Below are 24375 nucleotides of genomic sequence, written 5' to 3'. Positions count from 1 at the left end.
AGCTGTCTCCCTCGCTGCCGTAACCGCAGCCTGCGCCGCGAACCCACCCCACCCCGCCGCCAACGACGCAACACGGTGCAGGACAGCGAGTTTCGCCCCACCCTTTGACACGGTGGACCCGTGTTCGGCCGAAGCTGTACTGACCGCGACCGTGAGCACCGTGTTCGGTTATCGGCCCAGCGAGCAAACCGATGCGCGGGTGGCGTTTCGTACCGCGCGGGTGTTGATGGATCCCGGATTCGCCGACCGCGCCGAATCCGCTTCCCTGGTGTGGGCGCCAGTGAGCCCGACGCAATGGCAGCAGTGGCGTACCGCTGCCACCGTGATCACCACGTCGGCTCGCATCACCAGCGACGACCATCCCACCGACACCGCGACCACGGCCAGCCGCGTGCTGGGTGTGGACCTGCAACCGGGTGACCAGCCGCCGATCAGGTGGGCGGTGTACGCCCACGCCACCCGCACCACGGCGGGATCGGCGTGGGTGTTATCCGAATTGGGGGTTCTGCCATGAGTGGAGATCCCGTCGAAGAATCCAGTCAGGCGATGCGCCAGGGTTTCGTTCAAGCGTTGCAAACCGCGCACACCACCGCCGCGCTGATGCGTGGGCGAGGTGGGGAAGCGCGGTCGAAGACGGAGTCCGAGCAGCGGGTTCGCCACGCGAACGCCAAAGAGTGGCGCTCGTTCATCGAACACCGGCTCCGGGTGATCGATGCCGTGGAAGAAGCGGGCCACAAGAGCGATTTCAACTCCGCCAGGGTCGATGAGGTGCGCGCCCGCATCGAGCGCGGTGGGCAAGCACACCAGATGGAGCAGTGGCAGAAGTGGCGCCAAATCCAGCGTGCCGATGCTGATCTGTCGCGCCGAAACAAGGCAGGAAAGCTTGAACGCAAACACCTGACCAACCGGGAGGAGCGTGCGGTCGAGCTGCACGACCTCGACGTCAAACTCAAGAAACTGATGATCAAGATCCGCCGCCGTGCAGCGGGTTTCAGTGACACCCTGACCGCGCAGGGGGAATCCGGCGAAGCGAAGGCGTCGGCAGCCGCGTTCGCCGCCGCCAAAGCCGCGGAAGGGTTGTCCGACCAACATGAACGCGATGCTGATGCCTACGACGAGCGATTCGCCGAAGACACCGGCACCGACTACACCGAGGTCGTCGACGCGACGCTCGTTGCGGACACCGGCACCGACGCCGAAATCATCGACGCCACCATCGTCGAAGACTTCGGCGACTTCGATGACTTCGACGTGGGGGTTGGGGAGCAGGCCAGGTCGTCGGTGGGAATCGAGGACATTGTCGGTCTCACCGAGGAACTCAGTTTCGCCACCCACCTCGCCCACGACTTCGCTGATCTGTCCGGCGATGCGGACAGCGAGCCCGAGCAGGGAGCGGTGATCGGGGAGGCGATCGACGCCACCGGAGCCACCAGCGAGGGCCTCACCGAGGCCATGGATGTCGATCTGGATGCCGAACCGCTCTCGGGTCCGGTGGTACTGGCACCGATGCTGGCGACCGAGCCATGACCAGCGAAACCAGGAGGCCAGCGGTGCGGCTACCCGGCGGCGGGGGCCGGTGAGATGGACACCCCGACTCCGCTGCAGGCGCATCTGCTCAAAGCCGTGCAGAACCTGGCCTACGACAACCAGCAGCGCCTCGCGCACGCTCGTCACGCCGGACACGCAAGCCCACCGCCAGAAGTGTTGCAGCAGTTGCGTATCGGCGAGGGTTCGCGCGAACAGCTCGAGGATGTGGCGTTGGCGGTCGGGGTGCCGAAGCCATGGGTCGACTACGTCCGCGCCGCGGGCGAGCGTGGCGGGCAGTGGCAGCCGGGGCAAGCGCTGCTCGGGTCGGGACAGGTCGACCGGACCGCACTGACCGACGCGTTGGGCATCGAGGTACGCGGCTTGCAGGATATGGCGGGCGTGGCCGCCGCCTACACCCGCCGCGGCGAGCTGAACCGCGATGCAGTGGCACGGTTTCGGCGGGTGATGGGGATGACCTGGCAGCGCCTCGGCGCGGTCTCGTACGCCTTGACCTTGAGCGAAGAAGAACGCCACCAGATCTGGCAGCGCGGCGCCCAGCACTGGTCGACCGCGGTCGCCGCAAAGTTCGCCACACACAGCGACCAGCAGCTCGCGGCGCGCTGGAACCAGGTGGCAGGCACCGACTTCACCGCCATCACGATGCCGGTGATCGTGCTGCAAACCGCCGGAATCACCCACGACGACATCACCACCCAGATGCCGATCTCCCCGGACCACATGGTCTCACTCGCCGCCGACGCCCTCACCACACTCGACCGACGTTCAGCGCAGCTGACGGTCACCGACCCCGACCGGGACCCCGATGCCGCGGGAATCAACGCCGCGATCGAGGCCGCTGGTCTGACCGGCGACCCGCCCGCAGCACTCGAACCGGCCGACACCACGACCGATCCGACGCCCGCGTCGGCGGTGGCCGAGGTCGACCACGGACACGAACCATGACCGTCGATCTCGGCAGCCTCTGGAAGCCGGAAACGACCGAATACCAATCTCTTTCAGGAAAGGGACAAGCATGAGTGAACCGATACCCGGGATGGAGGGCCAGCCCAGCTGGAAGTTGCGGCTGCTCGAACGCATCCAGAACGCCTCCGCCGACCACATGCAGCTCCTGTTACGGGGGCACCCGAGCTACGAACCCCATTATGGCGGCGGCGAAATCCCGCTGCAGACCTGGCGTACCCACCTGCGAGCGCTGGCCGCCGATCGTCACGAGATAGAGATCCATGCCAGCGCCGTTGGTGTTCCGCCCGCGGCGATCGCTGAGGCGCGGGAGATGGGAGAGCGGGGACTGCGATGGGGCGACAGCGTGAATTCCCCACCCACCATGCGCCACGGCGAGGACCCCGTACGCGCCCATATGGTCGAAGGAATCGCCAACGACGTATGGCAGCTCGAGCACATGGCCGCGATCAATGTCGCCCACCGACTCCGCGGCGCGGACGGACGATTCCCGCCTGACCCGCAGGCACACGAACAGTTCGACCGGAACATGGTCGCCCTGTGGTCCCGCGCGTACGACACCGGCCATGTCATCGGTTTGACCAGTGACGAGGGGGCCGAGTTGTGGGGCCGCGGCCAGGCGGGGTGGACGCAGTTGGTGGCAGCGACTGTGCACCGCTATGGTGACGCCGCTCTGCACGAACGATGGCGTGCCTATACCTGGCGTGGGATAGAACACGAAGCCTGGCGCAGCGTCGACAACCTCGCCGCCGACCGGATACAGGACCCCAATGTGGCGCCGCCCCCGACGCCGCCCGAACTCATCGAACGAGCCACCCAAGCCCTCACCGGAATACCGAGTGAAGCGAGTACCGACCCGAGTATCGGCGCTGCCGTCGACGCCGCGTTGCCGCTCGATGTAGCAGCGGAATGGGATAGCGAACCAGCGTCGGAACCCGATATTCGTCCTCCCGAACCCGGGGCGTCGGTCGGGTTCGAGCGGTGAGGCGCGACGACGATGACGACTCCCGAACCAGAGTTTTTGCCGCCGCAGTCGGTGGTCGAATGGCAGGCGCAGTTGCTGCTGCGGATCCGGCTGCTGGCCGCTGAACACACCCGCATCCTGGATGGCGGGTGGGAGAACTTCGAAGCCCTCACCGTCGATGACAATCCGCGCACGGCGTGGCAAACGCATCTGGATGGGTTGGAAGCCCAGCGGGAGCAGGCCGAACAGACCGCGCTCACCGCCGGGATCGAACCGGCCTGGATCGAGGACGCGCGCGAACTCGGCATCCAGAGCACTCGCCCGCGCGTGGATGCCGGGGTGCGACAAAACCCGTTACGCGACAACGCTGCCCAGGACTTCTACGTCGACATGCTGTCGCTGGATCTGTGGCATCTGGAACGGATGGCTGGGCTGTCCGCGGCCCGCGCGGACCGCATCGCTACTGGACGGTGGAGTTTCGCGACCAATCCCATCGCGGCGGCGCAGTTCGCACAGAACATGCAGCTCTACCACGAACGAGTGACCGCTCTGGCGCACGCCGCGCAGATCACCGCCACCGAGGCGGGCGAACTGTGGGGGCCGGTCGCCGAAGGCGTCCGGCGACAGCTCGCGGTCAATCTCGCAACCTATGACGAATTGACGCTGGTCAACGAATGGAACTCCTACGCAACTGTGCGCACCGACCTAGCGATTCCGCCCTATGTTCCTACCGACCCCGATACCGGCACCCCCATCGCTGGCGCGCAGGTTATCCCACCGACACCGCAACACATGATCGCCGCCGCCACCGCGTCGCTGCGCGCGGAATTCGTCGACGCGGCCATCAACAACGCCGCCAGCGAATCCGATCACAACGCCGAGCCCACCGCCATCACCGACGCCATCGACGCCGCCCTCCCCGAAGGCGCCCACAGCTGGGACAGCGAACCCGACCACGGCGACCAGACCACCAACCCGCACCACCAGATCGACCTGGGCACCGAACCTTACTAGCCGAACTCACCAATCCAACCCTGCGCCGATCACTGATCCACCAGAAGGTATTCGCAGCAATCGTTTTTCGTCGACGCACCGGTCACGGGTACTGACCGGAGGCGCCGAAACCGCACTGCCAGGGGACATCCGAACACCGCCGCACCGTCGATAACCGGTTTGCGGTACACGCCCTTCCCTCACCAGAGGAAGTCGATGTCCACCACATCCGAATGGGCCGCGCGATGAGCTGGCCAGAACCACGGCACGCAGCCACCGATCCGGCCTACTACCACGACGCAGCCGATTCCACCAGGCCCAGATCCGGGCCGATTTCACCCGCTACTACCAACTGCGCATGTTCGCGCCGTTCGCCGAAACACCCGAACAGAAGCAAGAATTCACCACCCAGGCCGATGAGCTGGCCGCCCAGTGGGGCCGCCACGAATCCATCGAGCACCGCAGACAGTGGGAACAACTACAAGCCGCGGTCTCAGGGTGGGAGCTTCGACCCGAAGCCACCCGCGCCGCCTACACCCGCATCGACCAAGCCAAAGCCGCCGGCGAACTCGGTGTCGACGCTCTGGTGTGGCGCAACCTTCGCCAAGCCGCCGAAGTCACCGGCCACATCGAAACCACCATCACCGGCTCCGATCAAGACCGCGTGCGCTGGCAGCCCCCCGAGCACTCCGCCGAACGCGACGCCGAGCGCACCAGCCTGCTCGACCGAGCCCTCGGCGGCCGCGGCCCGGAACTGCGCACATTGGCCGAGGTCGACGCGATCATCGCCGAAACCGATGAGCTGCTCGCGGCCGAGGAAGAACTCGGCGACCTCGACACCGGCGCCGACGAACGCGCCGCACGCCAGCGCGCCGCATTACGCCGACTCCAGGATCTCACCGCCGAACACACCTGGCAGTCCGAACATTGGGATGGCTCACCCGAACAGGACCAAGCCCACATCGCACGCCTGGAATCGCTACTCGCGGCGGCCCGCACCGCCCGCGTCGACGCCGCAGACGCCGGTGTCGCGTCCGCCGATATCGAAGCCGCCATCCGGGCAGGACGCGACGGCACCTACCAGCACGAACACACCGGCGACCCGCAGCTGGAGTCCAACCCACAGCCGGAACGTGACCCAGCTGTCTCCGAAGCCGTGGCCGACGGGTTCGACAACACCTATCACGGGCTCGCTAACACCGATCGAGGCGGTGGCGCGGCCATCGACGACGCCACTGCGGCCGCTCTGCCCGGCGCGGAGTTCGCCGAATGGGGCACCGCCGACGGCGTCGAGGAAGACCTTGCGACCACCCACCGCACCCACAGCGTGGACGCCGACGTTGCGCTGTGAAAACCGTTTCACCCCAATCCTTTACACCCACTTGGAGGACCTTGATCATGATCTCGACACGAGAGACCCGTCGCCGCACCAAACGCGGCCTGGGCGAGGAAACCACGCTGCTGCTGATGTTTCTGCTGTTGGTGGCCTTCGCGCTGGAGTTGTGGGCGGCGTTGAGCCTGGGCAGCTGGTGGGCCGGACTGCCGGTCACCGGCCATCCGGTGACCGCGCTGCTGGAAGTCGTTGCGGGCCAACACCGTTGGCCGTGGCAAGCCAGCGTGCTGGCTGTCGTCTTCACCGCCGCGGGAGCAGCGTTGGTTATCGCGGGCTGGCGGGCATTGAGCGCCCGTAACGAGATCGACGCGGCCGCGCGCACGATGCAACGACCCGCGGCGATTCGGTTGGCCCGCGCGAGTGATAACGCGCTCGCCAACCAGCGACTTCTCCGTGACGCCGACCCAGCGATCCAAGCCCTCAAGGGCCCGCCACTAGGAAAGACAGTGATCGGCGGCGTCGAGCTATTCGTACCGGCCGAAATGTGCGTGACACTGGCAGCCGGCGCCCGCACCGGCAAGACGATGGTCTGGGCGGTGCCTGCGGTTCTGGCCGCCTGGGGGCCGTGCCTGGCCACCTCGATCCGACCGGACCTGTACCGGCACACCGTCTATGGGCGCGAACAGCGAGGCCGGATCTGGCTGTGTGATCTGCAAGCGGTCACCGGCACGATCGAGTGCGGGTTCTGGGTCAACCTGCTCACCCAGGTCACGAACTTACCCGCGGCCCGAAAGCTGGCGGGGTTCTTCGTCTCGGCCGCCTCCGGGTCGGTGTCGCAGGCCGCCAACGCCCGAGTGGATTCCTATTTCGACGGTGGCGCTCAAGAACTTCTGAGCCTGTACATGTTTGCCGCGGCGTGCGCGGGCGGGGATTTGCTGCATGTGGCGGAATGGCTGGGCAGAGATCAAGATCAAACCCCGGCGTTGATCCTGCGTCACTACGGTCACCATCGGCCAGCCGAACGCATCATCGAATCCCAAGCCCTCTACGCCCGCCAACGCGACGGCCTATTCGACATGGCCAGGCGGTATTTGAACGTCCTGTCCGACGAAGGCTACGCGCGGCTGGTCACCCCACCACGACGCCAGCTCCTGGCGGTACGGGAGGAAACCGACAAGAAGACCCGCAAAACCCGCGTCGTCATCGACAAGACCGAACAGGACCCGACCCACAGCCTGCCGGAGTTCAAACCCGCCGAATTCGTCACCTCCACGGACACGCTATATGCGCTGTCGATGGCCGGTCCCGACGGAGCCACACCGTTGACCGCGGCGCTGGTCGGCCAGATCCTCGAGGCTGGGCTCGAGGCGGCGCGGGCACGCCCGGATGGGCGGCTGGCGGTGCCGCTGCTGGGGGTGCTCGACGAGGCCGCCAACTGCGCCCGCATCTCGGAGCTGCCGTCCTATTACACCTATGCCGGTGGCTGCGGCATCATCCTCATCACCATCTTGCAAGTCCTCGAACAAGGCGAAGACCTGTGGGGCGCAAACGGTCTCAAAACGATGCGCGCCCAATCCATCGAGGTCTACGGCGGCGGGATCGCCGCGGTCGACTACCTCGAACACTGGTCGGCGATGACCGGCCCCCACGATGTGGCCGACCGGTCCCGCAGCCACGGCGCCGGGGGAGTCAACCGCACCCTGACCTGGCGCCCCGAACCCATCCTCGACGTCGCCCTGCTGGCAGCACTGCCCAAAGACCGTGCCCTGGTACGACTCCCGAACCACGGACCGGTAGTCGTGCACAAGATCTGGTGGTCCAACACCGAATACGCACCCCTGATCCGCACATCACTGGAGCGCTTCGAGAAAACCGCCTACCAGATCACTGGGGCTGCTGAGCCTGTGGACGACGATCCGGCAGACGGTGGTCAGCGGTCATGAGCGCGGCGGCGGGCAAGAAGAAGCCGATGCCACCGGCATACCGGCATTTCACCGTGTTCACCGAAAAGTGGCTGCTGCCCACGATCAACGTCCGGTTGGCCGAAGCGAACCGGGAGAACACCTACACCTGGTGCAGCAAGTGGTGGGCCCACCGCGGCGTCGCCGTGCGGTTCGCGCACCTGCACACCGCATTCGAGGCCCAACGACGCGCACAGACCGCCACCAGCCTCAGCACGTTCCTGCTCTCACACCTCGACGCCCACTTCAAAGTCATCCTCGACGCCGCCAACGGTCCGCTGCACCGCTGCACCCGCACCACCCACCTGCCCACACCCTCGTTGCCATTCGACCCCGTCCCAGTGGGGTGGTTCACCTCCGCGAACCGCCCACCCGAGGCCGCACCCGAGGGCGAGGAGCAGGAGCCGAAGAAGCCACCGCCGCGGTTCGCTCATTACAGCGAGTTCGTGCAGGACTGGTTGCTGCCGGTTACCGCGGTGCGGATCGCGGGCTCGAATCGTGAAGGCCAGTACAGCTGGTGTAGGCAGTGGTGGCGCCACCAAGGGGTCGCGGTCCGCTTCGGCGGCCTGCACGCGGTCTTCGAGGCAGCGCGCCTGGCGGAGGACAAGTCCGCGATGAGTGGGCTGTTCGTGCGCCATATCGACTCCCACATGCGCTACATCCTCGACGCCGCCAATGGCCCGCTTCACCGCTGTACTCCCGACCAGCACCTCGATATACCCGGACTGCGTACCGAACCCATCCCCGCCGCGTGGTTCGGTGCCCCCGGTGCGAAAACCGCAATCGAGCACCTGGGATTCGGCCCCGACTTCCGAGCCTTCGCAGTCAATGGTGCGGCGGGAGGCCCGGGGTTGTGATCACGCCGACGCGCCCGCAGGTGCAGGTGCTGCGGTCCCTGCAGATCCAGTCGGTGATAGTCACCACGATGCTGGCCGAGGCGGCCCAGTACGAGCAACACAGCGGGCAACGTCCACCGCCGTCCTGGTTCGAGGTCTTCCACAACCGCGCGACGCTGCGGGAAGCATTGTCCGATGTCGCACTCGCTGGTGGGGTGCCGCGCGCGTGGGTCGATCACGTCCGCGAGCGCGGTGACCGAGCAATGCGGTGGAACCCCGACCTCTACCTGCGCACACCGGAGCCATTGAACTGGGACGAGATCCTCGGTGGCCTCGACACTCAGGTGCAGCGCCTGCGCGAATGGACCGCCCTGTCCGCCGCCTACAGCCCGATCGCAGCCAGAACCGAGGACGGGTCGAGCGCACGATTCGATCACAACCTGCAGGTATTGCGGGCCAGGACCGCAGGTGTGGCGAACCTGCTCGGGGTCAATACTGAACAGGCCCACCAGTTGTGGGGCGCCGAAGGCGACTGGGTGGCCGCAGGGGTGGCGATGCTCGACGGTGTCCCGGTCGAGGGTCTTGCGCAGCGCTGGCATCAAGTGGCACGCACCGACACCCGTACCGACGCACTGCAAGCCCGCGCGCTGGCCGAGGCCGGGATCGCGATCGACGCCGCAGTAGCGCTGCCCTCCCACGAGGCGCTCAAGTCCGCGATCAGTGCCGCGCTCACGCCCCCGACACCGCTGTTCCTGTCGGCGGCCACAGCGGGTGCGGCCATCGACGCCGCAGTCGATGCCGCGAGCCCCATCTATAGCGCCGATGCCGAAACAGTCATGGACGCACCGATATTCAGCGACTCAACGGGCACCGAACCCTGGAGCGCCGCACAGATTGACGTAGCTGCGGCGGCACCTATGTGGCAAGAGGCCGAGCCGTGACAGGCCCGACCTCGCCGCTGCGGATCCGCGATATCCCGACCGAGCAGGCCGCGCTCCTACGCCAGATCCATCACCTCGCCGCCCTCGGCGAGCGGCTGCGCCAAGCCCTACCGGACATCACGCCGCGCTCCGCGGAGGGCCGCCAGTTGCTCGACCATATCGCTGAAGTCGATCGCGATCGGGACCTGACCGAGATCCGCGCCCGCGCAGACGGTATGCCCGCGGGCTGGGTCGACCAAGCCCGCGCGGCCGGGCGATCCGGGCGTGCATGGACCGACGAACTACTGCTGCCCCCAACACGATCGCCGACACGACGCCGAAGCGCCAAGCGGGTTGTCCAGGACACCCGACAGCTCGCCGACATGGCCGCTATCACCGTCGCTCGCCAGCATCGACTCGCATCCAATGGCATCAGCACTGGCCCGGAACCTGCTGCCGGTGAACAGCTACGACGCAATATGGACGCACTGTGGACACGCGCTGCGGCCACCGCCACCTCGCTCGGCATGGACGGCAAAGAGCGCGCCCGCGTATTCAACACCGCCAGCAGGTACCTCGATCGAAGGGTCCAGACCTACCGGCACTACAGCCTCGATGACCTCAACGCTGCCTGGCGCACCTACACCGCCCCTGCCATCGCCGCCAGCGTGCGGCGCTCACTGAAGAGCCTGCGCAGTACAGATCGCGGCACCGACACCCCAGCAGGCGACACCGAACAACCCCCAACGCCACAGGCGCTGATCGACCGCGCTCGCCACAGCCTCGACGCGGCAGCCACGAACGACACCGACACCGGAACCGAGATCGAGTCAGTGATCACCGTCGCGATACCGGGCACCGCGTACGGATGGGACGCCTCAGCCGAGCTCGACAGCGGTGATTGCGCCGTCGTCGACGCGTACCCGAACGCCGGACCCGACCTGTAGCGGACGGTAGCCGTTGTCCACCAACAACTTTCAAGCGAGGCAACATGCATTCATCGAACGTCGGCACCACCAGCGTCGTCGCTGCCGAGCAGTCGGCGACCACGACAGCCTGCCCGTTCACGCCATGACACAGCCACCAGGCCGTCGTGACCAGCGCCGTCCCAGAGCCCACAAACGTCACGGTCGCCCCGATGCCGCGCCCCGCCTCCCACGTCCGTCCCACACCCATACGACAGGAGTCTCCACCGTGACCGTGAGCCTGGACCACTTCACCCGCCCCGCGACAACCCACCGCCACCAGTTGGGTGATCACCGCATCACCTACCTACCCGACGGGATCGCTCTGCTCGACCCCCGCCTGTGGCTGCCCGACTCCGACGACCAGATCCTGGCCGAGCACGCGCATCTGATCAACCCAGACGGATACCTGGTCGCCAGTATCGGCGCGCTGCTGATCGAGCACCGCAACCGGACCATGCTCATCGACACCGGCTTCGGACCACTCGCCATTCCCACGCCCTACGGGCTGATGCGCGGCGGGCAGCTACTCACCAGCCTCGCCACCGCAGGCAAAACCCCGGCCGATGCCGAACTGATCGCCGTCAGCCACCTGCATCTGGATCACATCGGCTGGCTATGGCAATCCGTGCCCGCGACCACCGTCAGTCCGTTCGCCGATATCCCGGTCCTGGTCGGAGACACCGAATGGGCCCACCGCGATCTCACGGTCACCGACGGGATCAACCCGGAAATGCTCAACGTCTTCACCGCCCACGTCAACACCATCGCTGACGGCGAAGAGATCTTCCCGGGAGTGCGCGCACTCGCTACCCCCGGACACAGCCTCGGCCACCTCGCCTACGAGATCACCTCGCCCAGCCACAGGCTGATCGTCTTCGGCGACGCCATGCAAACCCCACTCCAGATCACCCACCCTGAACTGAACGCCGCCGCCGATGACGACCCCGCCGAATCCACGGCCACAGCTTGTCGACTGATCGACCAACTCACGCAACCTGACACTCTCGGTTTCGGAATTCACTTCGCCGACGTGCAACTCGGCCGCGTCACCGTCGGCGCCAGCGGCGAACGGGTGTGGCAATCCGAATGCTGGTAGGCCGAAAATGTCAGAAGGTGTCGAACTCGTCCCGGCCTCCGCAGACGCTGACCGAACATGCCATATTCGCGGAGCGCCAGATACCATGGGCCGCAACAGGTCTGCTCCTTGCGCAACGCAGCTTGGCAGATTCGGACAGCGCGGTATGCGGCAAAGGATGGCCCAGTCCAGTCCCATACGAAGCTGGCCAGCCGCTGGGACAGTTGCCGGAGCGAGGCCGCGAGCTTTACGAGTTGCTCGCCTCGTACTAACTCCGCTTCACGCTTGTCCGCGGCACGCCGATGTAGAGCACGCTCAAGGGCGGCCGCCTAGCCTGGCGTGAGTTAAGGACCAGGAGATGACCATAGCTGCTGGAAGCCGAGGGCTCGTCGTCGACGACGACGAGCGCTCAGTCTGCGTCAACACCTCCGAAATCGCTGTTACCGACAACGTATTCAGGAGTTCGTACGCTAGTTCGCAGACTGGGTGGGGTGTCGAACTCACACACTCCGACGCCAGAATGACAACGGCGCCACTACTCCTCAGACCCGGGATGCCCGCATTCCCAAAAACGTCTTCACTTCGGGTACAGCAGCATGCGGCTGAACTGCGGCCGCAATTGTGTCTAGCTTTCGCTGCAGGCGGGTGGAGGCCACGGTACCGATTGTGCTGAAGTTATCTGTGAGCAGTGAACACGCCTTCGCGGGGTCACCGGCCTCGATGAAGGTGTGCGCCAGATACAGCTGCCAGCCGGTCCGCTCGCGAGGCCACTCAGCAGACGCGTCGATGGCAGCCTGCAAGGCTTCCTCAGCCTGAGGGTATTGGCCCGCGAACATGTAGGCGATGCCACTGAGCCCGTTCATCTCTGCTTCTGGCAAGTAGACCCAGTCAGGGTCGTATCCCCGGCCGGATTCGTACGCCCGGTGTGCGCGGGCGATGGCCTTGTGCATCGCTGTCTTGTCGATAACGCCCTGCGCCTGGGCTTCGCGGAGCGCCCCTAACGCACGTACTTTCGGGCCACCGTTACGGCGGGCGGCATTCTGGGCTGCCTGTGCTAAATGTGCCGCCTTCTGCGGGCGTGGCTGATGCCCGCTGGCGGCTCCCTGCACTAAGCCAGCCGTGTCGAGGTCAATGATGCTGGCATTCATTAGGGCATGGGCAGCTGCGATGCCATCACCAGCTTCATTCGCCGTATGGACTGCGTCGGCGTAGAAGCCACGTGCGTCGTCCCGGCGATCGGCGTCGTAGTGCACCCAACCAGCAGCGGTCATCATTTCGGCGGTCGCCGTGGCGAGTTGTCGGCCAACGTTTTCGGTAAAGGTGCCCGCGTCCAGCAGTTGCTTGACGTATCGCACCTGCCCAGCCGCAAGGACACAGAGTCGGTCGCCGCCTACCAGCAGGTCAAGCTCGTGAATCTCGTTGATGCTATCGCTGATCCCGGCCACGTCGCTGGCACCGACTTTCACCGCTGATGCCGATCCCGCATGAATGGATCCGGTCGCCGCAATCATGGCGGCTCCAGCGCTGCCGAGTGCCCCTGCTCTGAAGAAGTTGCGACGGTCCACGTCTGCCTCCTCGTCCGACTCCACTACCAGTATGGCCAGCGGAACCTGAAGCGCACGCGCCACGTGCCGTAAGACGCGAATGTCGTATGCGGCGGGGCCACCACGCTCCAAGCCCGAAATTGCGGGCTGAGAGAAGTTGATCAGCTCTCCCAGCTCGTTCTGGGTCATGCCGATGGATTTGCGTATCCGTCGGATAACTTCGCCGGTCGTCATATGCATTTCCAGCATCCCCGATTGTCGGCTGATTTCCCCTGGCTGTCTACCCGAAATGCGTTCGCACCGAAGAATATACGCCTTTTCGTATATTCCAAACGGAACCCGTAATTTAGCTGCCTAGCTGGCTTTTTGCGGGGCTTACGGTCAACCACGGTACCCGGCACCGGGCCGACGCCGTTACCCCTCGTCCGGCGCACTAGCCCGCCACAGTGGCAGGCCGGTGGCGAAAGCCCCCGGTGCCGGGCACCGCCCTATCCCTCCCGCTGTACCCGAAACGGAGATCCCGGTGGCCACCACGAATTCCCTTGCCATGTATCAACTCATCGCGCTGTGCGATTCCGCTGCTCACGCTGCGCCGATGCTTCCATTCACCCCGGCACAAGCGCACGACATTTTGCAGATCCATATTGCCTGCCGGGCAAAGATTTGCCCGCGCAAGGCAGCAGCTCAGGACGTCCTGGTCGAGGCCGGCCGGATGGTGCTCAGCACGAGTAAGCCGCGGTGATCGTCCATGACCAGCGTGCCTGATAGCGGCACTCCGGAAGGTCGTCCGTCGAGCACCACGGGCGATGCTCCAATCGAGACGATCCCGGAATGGGCGCCAGATATGGCCTTGCCGTCGAGCGAGCTGCTGTTGGCGGCCTTCGCTAGGGTATGGCAACTTCACGGCAGTGACATCGTGGATACGGCGGTCGACTTGGTGGTTTGCCAGCGGCAGCACCGGCACGCGCTACTCGCCCTGGCGGACGAGCAGATCGGGCATTACGAACTGCAACAGGCTGCCTCAGAGCTGGTTTCAGCCCGTGCCAATTGCGACATCCTGACCGCCGTCATTGACGATGCCGTCGACCAGCAGCAGGCGCTCGTGGCACCGGCGACGCCACCACCGGTCCCGATCGACGACGTCCCCGAGAACACCCCGGTCATGGTCGTGCAAACGGAAAGTATTGGGGCACTGGTCGCCCGGATGGCCGACCTCTGGGTACAGGTGCTAGACGCCGTGGCGACGGATGAGGAGCCACCCGAGGCAACTCAATTGGCGCAGCTCTGCCAGGGCTACGACTGCCTCGTGGCCGCGATCGAATTTGGTCAGCAGTTCGTAGTCGGGCGGTGACCAGCGATGGCACCGCTTCTGCCTGTCCGGGCACGCCGTCCACCGCGCCGTATCCGGCACATCCACATCGAGTCCGGCGCTCTGAAGCTGGACTTTTCTGCTTCGGCCGAGCAAGCCGCCAACGTCGCCGACGAACTGGCCCAGGGCTTTCCGGAGTTCACCGTGACGGTCGATGACGAAGTCACAGTGGATCTTCTTCCGCTGCCGTGCGCCCAGCTTTGGGACTGACATTTTTCCATCCTGCGCCGCAGCCGCGCAGACCATCCACGCTCGAAACCTGAAGGGACACCTCACCTGTGCCGCCAGATGCTCAGTCGCCGAGTCACTTCGTGATGGGCTATCCCCCGGAGAAGCCGCTCGTCTTCTCGCTCCCACCCGTCGAGGCCCAGCCCGACCAGCCGCTGCCAGATGCTGGACGCTTCCTGCGGGTCTTCAGTGGTGCAGAAGAACCAACAACAGTCATGCTGCGCTGCGCTCAGCAGTACATCGGCATCCTGCGCCTGATCTACCACCAGCGCCGCAATGTTCCCCATATTTTCCACGAGCAACTGTCGGTATTGACCTTCCTCATCGACCAAGAGGCCGGTGAACACGTCCGGGAGATCACCGTCGAGGACAGCGCCCCGATGAATCCGTCGTCATACGGCGAGATGGTCTATTGGCTGGCTTGGAAGTATTTGCTCTACGCCCTGCGGCAGCACGACCCCGCCCACGGCGAACGTGATGCTGCAGCATTGCTCAAGCAGTGCAAGGCATTCGACCAGTTGGTCGAGGACGTACGTGCAGGAACGGTGCGGCTGCCGGAGAAAGCGACGGATGATTTGCCGCCTCGTACAGTGCGACCGAATGTCAGCTCTGGCGATGTCCGCAGGCTGGTCAAGACCTCAGATGGGGATAGCGGCAGCGACGCCATCGCCGACCACGCAGGGCAATGACGATGCCAGAGCCGTTGGAGCAAAAGGTCTTTGTCGAAGCTGACGGCAAATTGGCTGAACGCTGGTGTCACGCCCATCTGATGGATCTGACTGTCCGGCGCGCTGTCGAACTGCGCTTCATCCACCGTCATCACCGACCCGACGATTGCCTGGTCCATCTTCAGGTGGCGGTGTTTGTGCTGGAAGCGGAGGCTGACGGCTGGGATACCGGCCAAGACACCGCCGGGACGTCGGACTGACCGATGCCCACACCCCTCGTCATCATTCCGTGGCTCGCATCGTTGATATTTGCTGGCGTGCTGGGCTTTCGGCTGGGGTACTGGTGGAAGACAACGGAGCGGCAAGGGCGGCACGCGGTGGGGAATATACCGAGACACGACGTCTGGGACATCGATGAGGAACCGCCTGACGAGCGTGTGGATGACGCACCCGCGCCCCCAATCCGAAGGCCGGAGCGGCGGACGCGGTGGTCGTGGTATGACGACGAACCCGGGAGAGACGATGACACAGATGTGTTGCCCGTAGTGAAGGCCGAGCGGCGGCGGACACTGCCGCCCAAAGATCCGGGGATGCGGCGACCTTAGGCGACTATGCAGTGCCTAACGATCGTGAACTTGCTTGCTGCCCAGCCGCATTCGAACAGCTCCCAGCGCAAGGACCACGGCGGTTGCGCCGCCAACCGCCGCGAGCATCGGAGAGAGCGACGGTGGGCTTTCCTTTAGTCTTATTTCAACTGGCTGGGCTACGCCGGGCTTCACGTCGGCAGCGACATGCCCAGGCGCAACGCCGTCCGTCGGTAGCGTCACCAACAACCACGACTCAAACATTCCCGAGATGATCAGCCAGATGCATGCATATCCGGCGACAACCAACCACGTCGGATCGTCCCTCCAGAGTCCGGACAAGAGCACCAGTGTGTATACGGTCGTAGAGATAGCAACGCTTGCCCACATTTGAAAGTGATCAAGAAACTTGATCTGTTTCCTGCCGTACCAATCCATGCCATAAACCACCCCGTGCCCGACGACCGAGGACAAGCCGATCGCCGCCACGATGAAGCAGGCAAGCCACCACCGATTGCCGGGTAGCAGAGCGAACATGCTGATCGTCAGAGGAGATGCGAGCTCTAACAGGGTGGTTGCCGCGACATAGATGCGGAGCGCCGTGTTGTTCCATCGTTCAAACCCCACCTGCAGACCGACGAACAGCAGCGCCAATATGGCTCCAGCAACGAGCGCAACAACTTCGAAGTACGTCAGCCATGCCTCGCTCAACTCCATACCAGGGATGATCCGACTAGGAGTTCGAACACGCTAGAGCGACGAGTTGGACTCGCCGAAGCCGGATTACTTCCTGGTCCACCGGTCTGGGGCTGACTCGATCTCACCCACCAACGCCACCACCGCCTGCTGCCGATAGACGTCCTCGATCACGTACAGGCCGGCGAGCCCTTCGTATCCAGGAAACAGTTCGCTCATCTTGGCTTGGACGATAGGGACTTCGGCGTCATCTAGGTCGAGGAAACGCTGGGCGAGAATCTTGCGGTTCCAGACGTCCAGACCGAGGGCTGAGGGGTCGCGGACGGCGGACCCGGCGATGATCGCCGCCGTGTACGGTCCGACCCCCTTGATCGTTTGGAATTTCGTCATCAGCTCGGCCTTAGAAGCGTGATCGACTTCGTCCGGGTCATGGTTGGTGAAGAACTCGGCGAAGCGGCCAATGTACTTGGCGCGGTATCCAAGTCGGTCGCGCTCCCGGAAGACGGCTTCATCGATCCCGGCGATATCTGCCGGGGTGAAGAACGCCTTGAGTGTGACGCCGTCGAAGGTGGCGAGGTGGCCGTAGTGGTCGAGCAGGTTGGTCATCATCTGCGTGGTGCGCGCTATGGTGGCGTTTTGGAGCAGCAGCGAAATGATGGCGATCTCAAACAGGTTCTCGGGGCAGCTTTGCCGCATCCCGGCCAATTCTGACAGCGGTGCGGCCATCTGTGGCACACGTTCGGCCTCGGCGACGAAAGCGGAGATGTCCTCACTGAGGCCGTAGGAGTGAATCAGGCGGGTGCTCAGGCGATCCCGGTCAGCGTCGGTCCAGCCGGAATCGCTGAATACTTCAGCGCGGAGGATGTCGTCGCTGTCCATGGTCATGACCACACCGCAGATCCGTTCGCCGACGCGGAAGGTGCGCCAGCTGGTGTCCCGGCTGTGTTGTTCTAGATCGGTGGCGAAGTGGGACGGCTTCCACAGTGTGTAACGAAAGTGAAAGGGCTGCTTGACCGCAAGCAGCAGAGTGTCGGTGTGGTTCAGGGTGGTGGGCTCAGGCATGGAGGTCTCCGATGGATGCGCGTCCGCGGGTGGAGCGAAGTCGGGAATCGTCGTTGCGGTAGCTGCTCCGCTCACTCTCCGGGCCGCTGTCCTTATTGAAAACTGCCTGGTCATACGCGTCAAGCGCCCGCGCTAGGTGCGCGATGACTGCGTGGCGCAATGCTTCGGGCTCTTCGATTAGCACGTCGGCGCCGTAGCTGGTGACGAGCGGAATCAGCCACTCCCAACGATCGACGTACAGCTTGATGGTCAATCCCCCGTCTGGGGTACTGATGAGCTTGGAGTTGGATTTTAGTGTCAGCCTTGCCATTTCGTCGCGGGCGGTGGGTGCGACGCGGAGCTGAACGAGCACCTCGCCCTTGCCGTACGCCTCCATTTCGTCGGCCCACCACTCGCGCAGCTGGAACTGTTCGGGATAGGAAAAGCGCAAGTCGGTCGGGCTGAGCTGGTCGACCAGGTTGAGCCGGTAGCGTTCCGGCTGCTCATCGATCGGAGCGGCGACAAGGAACCACTCACCGGACTTCCAAATGATGCCGTACGGCTTGACGATCGAGGTAGCGGGCTCATTGGTGCCTTTGACGCGGGTGCTCATCTTGACTGCGGTGCCGGTGAGCAGCGCCTGGCGAACCACCGGCAGGTGACCGGAGCCTTCGTCCTTCCAGTACCAGTCGGCGGTGTCGAAATAGATGCGCTGGCTCAACCGGCGCAATGCCTCCCGGGAGTAGGCGTTGGTGAAACCCTCGATGCCGGTCGTGGTGGCGGCATCGTCTGATCGGTCGAGCAGACTGATCACGTAGAGCTTGAGCGCTTCATCCGCTTCCAGCGTCAGGGGTGACAGTGGCTGATCAGACGCCAACCGATATCCGCCCTCTGGCCCGGGCACGGATTCGATCGGGACGCCGGCCGCGCACAGTTCCTCGATATCCCGGTAGATGGTGCGCGGGGCAACCTCGAATCGTTGTGCCAAGGATGCAGCCGAGACCCACTCGCGGGAGCGCAGCAAATGGACGATGCCCACCTGGCGGGCGTGGCGTTTAGTCGTGGTCATTCACCACGCACCGCGAGCCGCACCACCTGACCACTGGCATAGCGCCAGTGTGGCGTGGTCGCGATATCGATGGCAACCGAGGCCACCTCGTCTGTCGTCAATGCTCGGCCCCACGGCAGAGCCTGGTAGTACGCAACCGGGTCGGTCACACCTTTCAGAGCCAAGATGGATTCGGCCAGCGGTGAGTCCACCAGTGACGGTGCGACGAGATTGACCCGGACGCCGTGCTCCGCCTCTTCGACGGCCAGCGTGGCAACCAGGGCCTCCAGTCCGGCCTTAGCCGCGCTGTATGCGCCGTTGCCTGGCCGCAGGGTCTCGGTGGCGCTGGATCCCAGCACCACGACACCGGCTTTCCCCACCCGAGCCGAATGACCAACTATCTGCCAGAAGCGCACCACGGCAGTGACATTGGACGCGAACACCGCGTCGAATTCGGCTCCGGGCGTATCAGCGATGCGCCGTTTGGAAGACGGCGCACCGATGCAGCAGATGATTGCGGAGACCGGCCGCAGGGCGGCCTGGATCGCCGTGCGGAGTTGTTCGGTTTCGTCATCGCGGGTGCCGTCGAAGCGCACCCAGGTGACGCCGTGGATCGGATCGGGCTGCTGCTTTCGATAGGTGGCGATCACCGACCAGCCGGCCTCGGCAAGCTGGCTAGTGACTGCCGAGCCGATCGCGCCGCTGGCGCCCGCGACCACAGCGAGGCGTGCTGCGGTCATTCCGCCGCGAGCGCGGGGGCGTCGGGATGATCGACTTCGAACATCTCCAGGAAGCGCATCTGCTCGTCCGGGATGCCGAAGACGCGACCGATGGCCTGGGCCTGCTGTTCGCCGCGTTCGTCGTTACGGCTCAGGCGGTAGGCGGTATTTGGGAAAGCGATCAGCATCTCTCCCTCGGAGACCAGGTGGGCGTAGTACTTTTCCGGCAGCAGGACCTCGGCCAGCTGCATAGTGACCTGTAGCGCGACGTCGGCAGCAACCGGGAACTCGATGATGCTGATCGGCGTGACCTCATCCAACAGGTGCGGATACTCGCGTGCTGCGGCTTCGCGAAGATCGGCCGGCAGGTCACCGCCGATCAGGCTCTCGCGAATGACGACCGCGCGGAACTCGGGCAACGCGTCCATGTACGCAGCTCCTAGTGGTAGGGGAAGAGTTGCAGATCGTGAATCGATCGGCCGGTGAAGACGGCCAGCACCCGGTCGATCCCAAGGCCGAACGTGACAACGTCACACGGGTCGGTGTCGACGTCGGCGTAGAAATCGGTGGGGCCGTCGTCGATCGGCGTACCGAACAGTTGGGTGCGCAGTGCGGCATTGGCGTCGACCATGGAGCGATAGTCGTCACTGGTGCGCAGCTTCAATCCACCATCAGCACACTCGATGCCATCAACGATGAGCGAGAAGCGTTGGGCACGACCGGATGCCGGGTCGACCTGACTGTTGTGCTTGAGAATAGCTGGGAAGTCGGTCAGCACGGTGGGCTGTTGCTGCCGCAGCTCGATGGCGTGCTTCATGAATGCCTCGGCCACTTCCCAGTCGGTGCCATCGGCCGCGAGCTGGTGATCGGCAAGCCACTTGCGGGCAGTGGGAAGCAGCTCGATGTCCGGCAGCTCGATGTCCAAACCGAGCTGCTCGGCGACCGCCTCGTCGAACCGCTTGATGGTGATCTTGCTCAGATCGACGTATTCACCCTGCTGGGTACCGAAGGCGGATTGAATGGCGCTCTGCACCAACCCGACAACCAGCTCGATGCCCTCACCCACGCTGATGCTGCGGGCGGCCGACTGCAACATGACGAACTCCACCGCTCGCATGGCATCCGGAGTTTCGGCCCGCATAACCGGGCCGAGATCAAAGACGCGCTCGATGGCCACCACCAGCCGACGCAGGAACTCCTCGGCTGAGTGCCGCAGGTAGTAGCCTTCACCGCTGATCGGGTCGCGCGTTTCGAATTGTCCGATCGGTGCGCTTTCCGGATAGTGGGTCAGCACCGGCACCGGGGTCTCCTGGTATCCCTTGGATCGCAGATAGTCCCGGACGGCCTGAATGAAGTGCAGGCGGCGAGTGGCCAGTTCGCGCTCCTGCTTGTGGTGATGCAGGAACCGGCCGTACTGCTGCCGGTCGCTGCTGGTGAGAACGGTCATGGGATACCCCCACTTTTCCTGTGCTACTTGGTTATTTGCTGACCCACGGACCGACGACTTGCAGCGGTGACGCATCGCCGGTGTCGATCCGCACCTGCGCGCCAATGGGCAGGGTGTACTTGGTGCTGGTGTGCCCGAAGGGCAGTCCGGTCAGGATCGGGAAGTCGTAGTCGTCAGTCAGGTCGTGCAGCATGGCCTCGACACCCCAGCCGCGCGAATCTTCGCAGTTGACCAGTTCGCCAACGACCATGCCCGAAATCTTGTCCAGCACTTCCAGATCCCGAAAATGCGTCAGCGTGGCATCAAGCAGCTCAATCGGCTTGCTTACGTCTTCCCATGCCAGGATCGCGCCGTCCCAGTTCGGCTCGAACGGCGTGCCGAGCAGGTTGCGTACCGCGGACAAGCATCCGGCGACGAGATGCCCTTCGGCGTGGCCTCGCCGCAGGACCCGCAGCGAGGAGCCGTCGAAGCGGCCCGCCTCTTTCTGGCCACCAACAGTCTGTACGAAGTGCGACGCGGTCAACTCGTTCAACTGCTCAGTGCCCCAATCCCAGACCACCGAGGGACCGTGAAAGGTAATGAGACCTGTCTGGGCGGTGATGGCATTGAGCAGCACGGTCGGATCGCTCACCCCGACAATGACTTTCGGGTGCTGGGCCAGTGCGCCGAGGTCGAGTCCGCCGAGCAGGCGGTTGGAGTTCTTGCCGCCACCGGCGAAGATGATGCCCTTGGTCGCAGGATCACGCACGAAGGCATCAAGATCGGCCAACACCTGTTGTTCCGGCGCGGCCCGATAGCCGAACCCTTGGGTCGCGGTGGGTGCCACCGCAACGTCAAAGCCCGCAGCCTTGAGCGCAGTCAGGCCGCGCTCGAACCATTCAGGATCAGTGAATGGCTCCGGTGCCGACGAAGTGACGATGCCGACGCGGTCACCGGACTTGAGCGCGCGAGGAAGGATGGCTTCGGCCATAGAAGTTGCCTCCAAGATTCCAAATTGTTGTGGACAGACGGGCGAATCGTGAGAACGAGTTCAACCCTGTAGGACTGCTTTTGGCCGCAGCCGCATCTGGGTGGCGGCCCGTGCCCGTGCCACCGTAGCGGCCGAGGTCCACGGTGTCTGGGAGTCGTAGTAGTCGAAATGCGACCAATTTTCGAGCGTCGAGGGTGGTTCGAAGCCGGCCCGCACCGCATCTTCGTACAGCGGCGTGCCCGGGTAGGGCGCGAACAGATGCACCCGTGTCTCCGGTGTGGGCTCCAGTTGGCGCAGCTCTTCGATCAGGCTGTAGGTGTCGTCCACCTCGTCGTCCTGTTCGCCCGGAAAGCCGACGATAAAGGTGTATGACCCAAGTAGGCCATGCCCCGCAATATCCGCTGTCACCTCACGGATTTGGTCGCGCGTGACCTCCTTTCGCACCACGTCGCGCAGCACCCGCTCATTCCCCGACTCGATCCCCATAAGCAGGCGCGAGCCGCCACTCTTCGCTACCAGCTCCAGCAGAGGAATACCGGCCCGCCGCGCTTTCAGGATGTCATTCGGATTGATTGAGGCCGCCCACCGGATGTCCAGCTCGCCCTCGATCACACCCTCGCAGAACGCTGCAGCACGGCGCAGATTGACGAACCAGTCGGCATCGTAGAACTTGATGCCATTGAGGCCATACCGCCGCCGCAAGTCGTCAATGTCCGCCACCAGCCCATCGGCCGCCATCGCACTGTATTTGCGTTGGTAGGTCAGCTCGTAGCAGAACTGGCACTTGTAGACGCAGCCTTGGGAGCTGATGTAATTCAGCGTCCGCGGCGCCACGGTCGGGTCATCACGCACGTACTTCTCAACATCGAGCAGATGCCAGGGGTAATGGCCCATCAAGCCGGTACGGGGCGGATTGACCGGCCCGCGGACCAACTCCGTACCACGACGGGTGATCAGGCCGGGCACATCCTCCCAATTCGCTTTGTCTCGAAGCGCGGTGACGAACGCAGGCATCGAATTCTGTCCCGGCCCAACCAGAACGGCATCAACCAGCTCATGGCGGGCCGTCTGATCAGGCAGAACGTTAACGTGAGGTCCGCCGAAAACCACTGGCGGACAGTTGCTTCGTTCTTTGGCTATCTTTACCAGCTCCAGCGCGTGCCCAATCTGCCCACCGCCGGTCATGATGCTGACCCCGATGCAGAGCGTCCGGTCTAGGTGTTCATTCAGCAGGCGCTCCCAGTCGGCCGCGCTGTGCTGGTTGCCGTCGAACAACACCACATCGGCCAAGTCATCGTCCATCAGTGGTTTGGCCAATGTCAGCAATGAGAATGGCATCCAGAAGTAGACGTAGTCCTTCTCATGATCGACCTTGGGGTACAACAAAATCACCAGCGGACGCTTGCCCGGTAGCCCAAGAAAGCTCGTCATGCCCCCACCTCCAGCTTCAGCCGCACCGGCGTCCGGAATGTCGCCTGCGTATACGGTGCCAACGCCGGGAGAACAGCGGCCCGTAGGCGCTCTTCGTCACCGATCACCCCTTGTAGATCGAGCGTATTGTCCTGGCGCAGAAGGCAATACTGCAACCGCAGATCCGCAGTGAGGCGAAGCGCCATCAGCGCGTCGTGACACGGGTAGAACGGGCAGCCATCACACACCGAGCCGTACCACGCACCCGCCTTGCTGTCCTTCAGCATCAGCTTCAATCCGGTCGGCAGCGTGGTCGCCGTCATCGGATGCCCGAGGCCGCCCTGGCTGATCACTTCACGCTTCACCGCCTGGGCCGCGAAACGCTCGGAGAACACCTCCAGCGGCGTGTACAGATCGCGAAGGGTCTTGCGCCGCTTGATCGCCAAGCGCCGGGCAAAACTCTCTGCGCCCTCGTCCAGATCCTTGATGACGTCGAGCAACTTGAGGGTCCGGATGCCGTTGTGCGCGCAGAAATCGGCGAGCTGCTCTATCTCGTCGTCGTTGATGCCGCCCATGACCACCGTATTGACCTTGACCGGCACGCCGGTCTGGACGCAGCGCTGCAGTGCACCGATCACCTGGGGTAGATCGTCGACGCCGCACAGTTCGTGATGCAACTGCGGATCCAAGGTATCGATGCTCATGTTGAACTGTGTCACCCCTAGGGCGGCAAGGTGTTCGGCTCGCTCACCGATACGAGGATGCCGCGAGATGATCTCGATCTCCTCGAAACCGGCCTCGCCTCGTAGACGCCGCACCGCGAGTTCAAGGGGGTCGTATAGGGCTGGATCACCGCCAGTCAGCTTGATGCTGGTGATCCCGGCCGAGCGAATCACTTTGGCAACGGCAATGAGGTGATCGACGGGCAGTTCACTGCCCGCGGCGGTGGCGACGGCCTCACCGGACGGGCGACAGAAGAAGCAGGCCCGGCCGCACCGCGCGTTCAGCGTGACGCGGAACTGCGGCAGACGAAGCGCCTTGGGGCGGCTATTGCTGACATCCATAGATGTCATGGTCTGCGCGAAAATGGTGT

26 protein-coding genes are annotated in these 24375 nt (G+C 64.3%); 16 read left to right on the top strand and 10 right to left on the bottom strand.

Annotated elements, in window-relative coordinates:
- The first annotated feature begins 151 nt into the window (after positions 1–151).
- From OIE68_RS16945 to OIE68_RS16895, 11 genes are all read left to right on the top strand, one after another.
- On the top strand, positions 152–514 hold the full coding sequence (locus OIE68_RS16945; protein WP_327100317.1) for a hypothetical protein: 363 nt from the start codon (positions 152–154) through the stop codon (positions 512–514).
- The gene (locus OIE68_RS16940; RefSeq protein WP_327100316.1) at positions 511–1527 is read left to right on the top strand and encodes a hypothetical protein; all 1017 of its coding nucleotides are present in this window, start codon (positions 511–513) and stop codon (positions 1525–1527) included. The genes OIE68_RS16945 and OIE68_RS16940 overlap by 4 nt, the downstream gene beginning before the upstream one ends.
- Before the next feature lie 54 nt (positions 1528–1581).
- Positions 1582–2490 carry a hypothetical protein gene (locus OIE68_RS16935; RefSeq protein ID WP_327100315.1) on the top strand — a complete coding sequence of 303 codons (909 nt, stop codon included), beginning with the start codon at positions 1582–1584 and terminating at the stop codon, positions 2488–2490.
- A gap of 70 nt (positions 2491–2560) precedes the next feature.
- Complete coding sequence (locus tag OIE68_RS16930) at positions 2561–3493, top strand: hypothetical protein (RefSeq protein ID WP_327100314.1); 933 nt, start codon at positions 2561–2563, stop codon at positions 3491–3493.
- A 12-nt stretch (positions 3494–3505) separates the two neighbouring features.
- A complete protein-coding gene (locus OIE68_RS16925) occupies positions 3506–4486 on the top strand; it encodes a hypothetical protein (protein ID WP_327100313.1) in 981 nt (326 codons plus the stop codon).
- Positions 4487–4823: 337 nt separating this feature from the next.
- Entirely contained in the window at positions 4824–5816 is a 993-nt protein-coding gene (locus tag OIE68_RS16920) for a hypothetical protein (protein ID WP_327100312.1), read from the top strand.
- A gap of 47 nt (positions 5817–5863) precedes the next feature.
- Positions 5864–7741, top strand: a complete 1878-nt coding sequence (locus OIE68_RS16915) for a type IV secretory system conjugative DNA transfer family protein (RefSeq protein WP_327100311.1) — start codon at positions 5864–5866, stop codon at positions 7739–7741.
- Positions 7738–8616, top strand: a complete 879-nt coding sequence (locus OIE68_RS16910; RefSeq protein ID WP_327100310.1) for a DUF4913 domain-containing protein — start codon at positions 7738–7740, stop codon at positions 8614–8616. The genes OIE68_RS16915 and OIE68_RS16910 overlap by 4 nt, the downstream gene beginning before the upstream one ends.
- A complete protein-coding gene (locus OIE68_RS16905) occupies positions 8613–9536 on the top strand; it encodes a hypothetical protein (protein WP_327100309.1) in 924 nt (307 codons plus the stop codon). The genes OIE68_RS16910 and OIE68_RS16905 overlap by 4 nt, the downstream gene beginning before the upstream one ends.
- The gene (locus OIE68_RS16900) at positions 9533–10462 is read left to right on the top strand and encodes a hypothetical protein (RefSeq protein WP_327100308.1); all 930 of its coding nucleotides are present in this window, start codon (positions 9533–9535) and stop codon (positions 10460–10462) included. Before OIE68_RS16905 ends, OIE68_RS16900 begins: the two co-directional genes overlap by 4 nt.
- Positions 10463–10709: 247 nt before the next feature.
- On the top strand, positions 10710–11579 hold the full coding sequence (locus tag OIE68_RS16895) for an MBL fold metallo-hydrolase (protein WP_327100307.1): 870 nt from the start codon (positions 10710–10712) through the stop codon (positions 11577–11579).
- 521 nt (positions 11580–12100) lie between these two features.
- Here the strand turns inward: OIE68_RS16895 and OIE68_RS16890 are convergent.
- On the bottom strand, positions 12101–13336 hold the full coding sequence (locus OIE68_RS16890; protein WP_327100306.1) for a helix-turn-helix transcriptional regulator: 1236 nt from the start codon (positions 13334–13336) through the stop codon (positions 12101–12103).
- Between the two features lie 289 nt (positions 13337–13625).
- Here OIE68_RS16890 and OIE68_RS16885 point away from each other — a divergent pair, with 289 nt between their 5' ends.
- The 5 genes from OIE68_RS16885 (at position 13626) to OIE68_RS16865 (ending at position 15627) form a co-directional block, all read left to right on the top strand.
- Entirely contained in the window at positions 13626–13844 is a 219-nt protein-coding gene (locus tag OIE68_RS16885) for a hypothetical protein (protein ID WP_327100305.1), read from the top strand.
- Between the two features lie 6 nt (positions 13845–13850).
- Positions 13851–14453, top strand: a complete 603-nt coding sequence (locus OIE68_RS16880; protein ID WP_327100304.1) for a hypothetical protein — start codon at positions 13851–13853, stop codon at positions 14451–14453.
- A gap of 6 nt (positions 14454–14459) precedes the next feature.
- Positions 14460–14681 carry a hypothetical protein gene (locus OIE68_RS16875; protein WP_327100303.1) on the top strand — a complete coding sequence of 74 codons (222 nt, stop codon included), beginning with the start codon at positions 14460–14462 and terminating at the stop codon, positions 14679–14681.
- Positions 14682–14782: 101 nt separating this feature from the next.
- Positions 14783–15388, top strand: coding sequence for a hypothetical protein (locus OIE68_RS16870; RefSeq protein WP_327100302.1), 606 nt, complete (start codon positions 14783–14785; stop codon positions 15386–15388).
- Positions 15385–15627, top strand: coding sequence for a hypothetical protein (locus OIE68_RS16865; RefSeq protein ID WP_327100301.1), 243 nt, complete (start codon positions 15385–15387; stop codon positions 15625–15627). The genes OIE68_RS16870 and OIE68_RS16865 overlap by 4 nt, the downstream gene beginning before the upstream one ends.
- A 360-nt stretch (positions 15628–15987) precedes the next feature.
- Here the strand turns inward: OIE68_RS16865 and OIE68_RS16860 are convergent, their stop codons facing one another.
- The 9 genes from OIE68_RS16860 to OIE68_RS16820 form a co-directional block, all read right to left on the bottom strand.
- On the bottom strand, positions 15988–16668 hold the full coding sequence (locus tag OIE68_RS16860; protein WP_327100300.1) for a hypothetical protein: 681 nt from the start codon (positions 16666–16668) through the stop codon (positions 15988–15990).
- 66 nt (positions 16669–16734) lie between these two features.
- Complete coding sequence (locus tag OIE68_RS16855) at positions 16735–17709, bottom strand: hypothetical protein (protein WP_327100299.1); 975 nt, start codon at positions 17707–17709, stop codon at positions 16735–16737.
- Positions 17702–18757, bottom strand: coding sequence for a helix-turn-helix transcriptional regulator (locus OIE68_RS16850; protein WP_327100298.1), 1056 nt, complete (start codon positions 18755–18757; stop codon positions 17702–17704). Before OIE68_RS16850 ends, OIE68_RS16855 begins: the two co-directional genes overlap by 8 nt.
- Complete coding sequence (locus OIE68_RS16845) at positions 18754–19476, bottom strand: SDR family oxidoreductase (RefSeq protein ID WP_327100297.1); 723 nt, start codon at positions 19474–19476, stop codon at positions 18754–18756. Before OIE68_RS16845 ends, OIE68_RS16850 begins: the two co-directional genes overlap by 4 nt.
- The gene (locus OIE68_RS16840; RefSeq protein ID WP_327100296.1) at positions 19473–19883 is read right to left on the bottom strand and encodes a hypothetical protein; all 411 of its coding nucleotides are present in this window, start codon (positions 19881–19883) and stop codon (positions 19473–19475) included. The genes OIE68_RS16845 and OIE68_RS16840 overlap by 4 nt, the downstream gene beginning before the upstream one ends.
- Positions 19884–19894: 11 nt before the next feature.
- Positions 19895–20902 carry an amino acid--tRNA ligase-related protein gene (locus OIE68_RS16835; RefSeq protein ID WP_327100295.1) on the bottom strand — a complete coding sequence of 336 codons (1008 nt, stop codon included), beginning with the start codon at positions 20900–20902 and terminating at the stop codon, positions 19895–19897.
- Positions 20903–20933: 31 nt separating this feature from the next.
- Positions 20934–21872, bottom strand: a complete 939-nt coding sequence (locus tag OIE68_RS16830) for an LD-carboxypeptidase (RefSeq protein WP_327100294.1) — start codon at positions 21870–21872, stop codon at positions 20934–20936.
- 60 nt (positions 21873–21932) lie between these two features.
- Positions 21933–23303, bottom strand: a complete 1371-nt coding sequence (locus OIE68_RS16825) for a B12-binding domain-containing radical SAM protein (RefSeq protein ID WP_327100293.1) — start codon at positions 23301–23303, stop codon at positions 21933–21935.
- The gene (locus OIE68_RS16820; RefSeq protein WP_327100292.1) at positions 23300–24346 is read right to left on the bottom strand and encodes a radical SAM protein; all 1047 of its coding nucleotides are present in this window, start codon (positions 24344–24346) and stop codon (positions 23300–23302) included. The genes OIE68_RS16825 and OIE68_RS16820 overlap by 4 nt, the downstream gene beginning before the upstream one ends.
- Positions 24347–24375: the final 29 nt, after the last annotated feature.

Origin of the sequence: Nocardia vinacea (assembly GCF_035920345.1) — a bacterium.
GTDB classification, from domain to species: Bacteria; Actinomycetota; Actinomycetes; order Mycobacteriales; family Mycobacteriaceae; genus Nocardia; species Nocardia vinacea_A.
The sequence above is the reverse complement of the archived record's forward strand: the minus strand, read 5'-3'. Positions and strand labels throughout refer to the sequence as shown.